This window comes from Lutibacter sp. (assembly GCF_040883305.1).
In the GTDB taxonomy this organism is placed as follows: Bacteria; Bacteroidota; Bacteroidia; order Flavobacteriales; family Flavobacteriaceae; genus Lutibacter.
The window spans coordinates 1-4,867 of sequence record NZ_JBFLKT010000056.1; the positions used below are offsets into that span (position 1 = coordinate 1).

The window sequence follows — 4,867 nt, forward strand, 5'->3', positions numbered from 1 at the left end:
CTTCTATCTATAATTTCACCTAAAAAAACAAGAACTACTAAACTCCAGTTTAAAACTTCTGGAAAAGCAATTAATACGATCAAAGGTAGTGCTAAAAAAAGTATTCTAATTACTGTAATTAATTGGAAAAAGGTTGTTTTTTGTCTAAAAAGCGCTTGTTTTCTCATTAAATACATAACACATTTAAATAATGTAATAAAAGCAATTAATAGTATGTTATTTGTAAACCAGGCAAATAGCAACAACCCTGTAAGCCAAACCATAGCGCTATGCAGTTTAAATTTATCTTTACGAACCAATAAACTATACACCATATCAATTGAGATTAAGGTAAAAACTCCAAATACTATTGTAATATATCCTAAAGTTTTACTATTGATAAAAGGCAATAACTCTTTATTTTCAAAGATATTATCTTTAATGAATAACGTAAGAATTCCTAAACAAAAAAAAGTACCAAAGCCAACTATTTCTCTACTTAGCCAAGAGCCTTTAATATTTAAAACAAAGCGCCACATTCTTAATTTTTTTCCAACATGAAATGACGCAAGTACAATTGAGAAAATTGAAATAATAATAAAAGTGATAGGCGAAACGAATACACTATTTGTAACTCCTGAAGCCTGCCAAGCTACTAAACCTGCAATTGAGAGTGTAAAAAGCACCAAAGTCCACTCTTTTTTTAAATGGATTTTTGATAAAGGTTTTGGTACGTAACTTTCCAAATGTTCAGCATTAATTTCAACGGCATCACTATTTACAATTTCTGGTTTTGTATGCTCATTACGTAAAGGAACTAATTGAATTGAAGGTTTAATACCAACATTTACAAATCCTGGTGTACTATGATTATTTAAATCAACCACTTCTTGAAAACCAAAATCTAAAGCTCCTGTAGGACAAGCCTCTGTACAAGCTGGTTTAATTCCTTCTGAAATTCTATCTACACAAAAATTACATTTTTCAATAATTTTTGTTGTTTCATTATATTTTGGAGCGTCATAAGGACAAGCCCAAGTACAATAAGTACAACCAATACAGGCTTTTGCATGATGAATTATTGCTCCTGTTTTCTCGTCTCTTGTATATGCCAGAGCTGGGCAATGTTTCATGCAAGGAGCGTCATCGCAATGGTTACAAGCCATTGAAAAATGAAATACAGGAAGATCAGGATGCTTTATATTGTTATGTCCATTTACTACACGCCAATTAAGAGGTGTTTCAGTTCCGTTTTCAATAGTACAACCAACTACACAAGCCATGCAACCTACGCATTTATTGGTGTTAAATATGAATGCATTCTTTTCCATATTTAGATCTTTTTTATTTGAACCCAAGTGTTATGAAAAGCCGTTCCGTGTCCCATATCGGTTTCAATTCCTTTTGTAAACAAATTTGGTGTTGCACCATCAACAGCCCAATGGCCATTGGTAAGAACCACATTTCCTACTCTTAATCCAAGATCAAATTGCACTTTAACTTCAGCACTTCCTTCATTATTGAATAGTTTAACCATTTCTAAATTTTTAATTCCTCTTTCTTCTGCATCATTAGGATGCAAGAATAAATAGGCTTCAGGTTCAAATTGTTTGATGATGTTTAAATTTCCAAATTGAGAATGAATTCTATTTTTTGAATTAGGAGAAAGTAGTTGTAATGGAAATATTTTTTCCTGATTTAAAGGAACATAATCTGGTAAAGGATTCACTCCCCACCTACTTTTTGCTTCTTCACTGTATAACTCTATTTTTCCTGATGGAGTTGGAAATATAGTATCTGAAAACGGAATTTCTTCAAAGGAATTTGGTAGTAACGGTCCTTTTTTTAATTTTTCTAAAGTTAGTTCTGGAAATTGTTCTAAAAATTTATTTAAGTATTTTTCAACGCCTTCATCAGTCGGTTCTGGAATATTCTTTTTAATTTCATCTTTATCCATTCCCAATTTTTGAGCCAATAAATAATAGATCTCAGTTTCTGGCTTCACTTCTCCAGCAGGTTCTAAAGCTTTTTGTTTTAACTGCACATACGGATTCCAGTAAGAACCAATAATATCAGACTGTTCAAACATATTTTTTGCAGGTAAAATAATATCAGCTTCAAAGGCAGTATCCGTCATAAATTGATCAACTACTACTCTAAATTCAGCTTTTCTAAAAGCTTTTCTAATGTTGTTTGTGTTTGGATTCTGTGTTAGTGGATTTCCTCTTTCCACCCAAATCATTTTAATTTCAGGGTTTACCATTTTTAACATATCCTCCCCCAACTTTGCAACAGAAATTTTTCTTCGGAAGCTTGGATGTTCGCAACCCGGATAATAATTTTCTGGTTCCTTTAAATCATCAAAAACATAACTTTGAAGGTTCGCATAATGCCAACAAGCTCCTTTTTTACCAATATTTCCTGTAATTACAGATAAAGCCAATAAACAACGTGTAGTTTGACCACCATTTTCATAACGTTGCATTCCATAACCTGGAATAAGTGTCATTGGTTTTGTTGTTCCAATTAGTTTTGCTAATTCCAATATTGAAGAAGTTGAAATACGGCAAATACCAGCTACTTTTTCAGGAGTATAAGATGCTACGTGTTTTTTAAAATCCTCAAATCCAACAACATTTTTATTTATAAATTCAGTATCAATCCAGTTATTTTTAATAATTTCTCTTGCAAGACCTAAAGCTAAAGCAGCATCTGTTCCAGATTTTATTTGAAATAAAACATTCGCTCGGTCACTTGAAGAAGTTCGTCTTGGATCAATAACAACATATTTAGCGCCATTTTGTTGTGCTTTTTCAATGGGAATCATTTGCTGAATATTGGATTCCGCAGGATTTTTACCCCAAATAACAATAAGTTTTGCATTTTCAAGATCCCAAGGTGCGTTGTGTTTGTTTGCGCCTAAAGTTAAACGAGTAGCTTCTAATCCCGCTGGCCAACATAAATTACCATACGTTGTAGTGGCACCACCAAACATTTTCCAAAATGATGTACTTACACCATTTAACAAACCAGACATTCCGCTTGAAGCAAAAAACAGCACCGCATGTGGTCCAAAACTATTTTTGTAAAAACTTAATTTATGGGCAATTGTTTCAATTGCTTCTTCCCAATTAATGCGTTCATATTTACCTTCAGCAATTTTTTTTAGAGGATATAAAATTCTGTCTTTTGAATTTGCACGTTCAACATAAGCTAATCCTTTTATACAAGGTCCTTCTGGCGTTGCAAGGTTTTTGGAATGTGGTAAAATACACTTAACAATATTATTTTCAGTGCCCACTTTAAAGCTACAAGTACTGTAACAATTCCGAGGGCAAGCTGTTGAAATTATTTTCATTAGAGATAATTGATAACTTTAATTTTGACACTCTAAAAATAAGATATTTTTTTAGGAAACATAAACTTTATTTCTATCAATAATCAATAGAATATAAGCCTAAAGACTCAAAAGTTTTTTATTGTTAAACCATTTATAAAAAAAATAAACATTTCTATTCAGGTATAAGTTTATGCAATTTGATAGTTATAATTCTACATTGTGCTAAATAAACTAGGGGTTTTTTATTTCTATACGATATTTAGTACTTGGCTAATTAATCATTCGTATTTTTGCAGCTCGTTTAATCTAACTATTCTGCTTATATATACAGAAATTTTCAAATACCAATAACAAGAAATTAAAAAATGATTATACCTAAATTACATTATATATCTCAGGGAAATTCTCCAAAGGACCATTTGGAAAACATCCAAAAAGCCTGTACATCTGGAGCAGAATTAGTGCAATTACGATTAAAAAATGTTCCTGTCTGTGCATCAGGCAGGTCAGACAAGAAATTATTAAAGTTAGCTGAAGAAGTTAGAGAAATAACAGCTCATTTTCAAACCAGGTTAATTTTGAACGATTCTTATAAAATAGCAAAAACTATTAAAGCGGATGGTGTACATTTAGAAAAAACAGCGGTTTGCCCAACTATTGCACGAGCCCATTTATACACATGGCAACTTATTGGCGGCACAGCAAATAACTTACAAGATTGCGAATCATTAATTATAAAAGATGTTGATTATATTAGTTTAGGTGCTTTTAAATTAAAAGTAAACAACCCTAATTTAAGTCGGGCTTTAGGTTTAAAAGGTTATACTGCTATTACAGATATTTTAAAAACTGAAACACCAATTATTGGTTTTGGAGGCATCACAACAGAAGATGTTACAGCCATTTTAGAAACGGGTATTTCTGGAATTGCTGTTTCTGAAGAAATTACTAACAATTTTAATACTATTAGAATCTTTAACCAATTACTAAAAGCATCGTCAACAGAAGAGCAACGCTATACGTTTGAATAAAATTCAACTTAAACTCCCCCATAATTTTGGGGAAGCTCCTCCTCCATTGTAAAAGGAAATTAGTTTTAGAATTATTGTTTTATAATTTTTAAAATAATTGGTTTTTCTATATTCACTATGGCATAATATATTCCAGCTGCATATGTTTCAATATTCAATTGTACTTTTCCAGCAATTACTGGATATATTCTTTCTGAAATTAATTGAGATTGCATTGTAAACAATTCAATAGCTATTTCTTTTTCTGAAATTGGCAAGGTAATTTCAAAATAACCATTCGTCGGATTTGGATATGCAATAATATCTTCAAACAAATCAATAGATTTTGAAAATATACCCTCACAATCTACGGCTGTTTTAACTTGAACAACATCTCCATGTTTCACATCAATAGAAAAAACTGGAGCACTTGTTTGATACACTTCTTCATTATTTACCAGTACATTAAAAGGAGCAGTTCCTTGTTCCATTGTAACTTCCACTTTGGCTGAACTAACTATGGCTTTTGCTGAAACTA

General features: G+C 31.6%; 4 protein-coding genes. 1 reads left to right on the forward strand and 3 read right to left on the reverse strand.

The window, feature by feature from the left end; all coding sequences use genetic code 11:
• Both AB1Z17_RS01670 and AB1Z17_RS01675 read right to left on the reverse strand, forming a co-directional pair.
• Positions 1–1,310 (reverse strand): 4Fe-4S dicluster domain-containing protein (locus tag AB1Z17_RS01670; protein WP_368050055.1); only part of this gene is annotated, 1,310 nt, incomplete at its 3' end.
• A 2-nt stretch (positions 1,311–1,312) separates the two neighbouring features.
• Positions 1,313–3,337: a molybdopterin-dependent oxidoreductase gene (locus tag AB1Z17_RS01675; RefSeq protein WP_368050056.1), complete on the reverse strand. Its 2,025-nt coding sequence runs from the start codon at positions 3,335–3,337 to the stop codon at positions 1,313–1,315.
• A 347-nt stretch (positions 3,338–3,684) separates the two neighbouring features.
• Here AB1Z17_RS01675 and AB1Z17_RS01680 point away from each other — a divergent pair, with 347 nt between their 5' ends.
• Positions 3,685–4,350, forward strand: coding sequence for a thiamine phosphate synthase (locus AB1Z17_RS01680; RefSeq protein WP_368050057.1), 666 nt, complete (start codon positions 3,685–3,687; stop codon positions 4,348–4,350).
• Positions 4,351–4,421: 71 nt separating this feature from the next.
• Here AB1Z17_RS01680 and AB1Z17_RS01685 read toward each other — a convergent pair.
• A partial coding sequence (locus tag AB1Z17_RS01685; protein ID WP_368050058.1) for a T9SS type A sorting domain-containing protein occupies positions 4,422–4,867 on the reverse strand: 446 nt, incomplete at its 5' end.

Bases quoted from the DNA above. Each gene is read 5' to 3' on its own strand.
- AB1Z17_RS01680 (WP_368050057.1), top strand. From the start codon at position 3,685: ATGATTATACCTAAATTACATTATATATCTCAGGGAAATTCTCCAAAG.
- AB1Z17_RS01675 (WP_368050056.1), bottom strand. From the start codon at position 3,337: ATGAAAATAATTTCAACAGCTTGCCCTCGGAATTGTTACAGTACTTGT.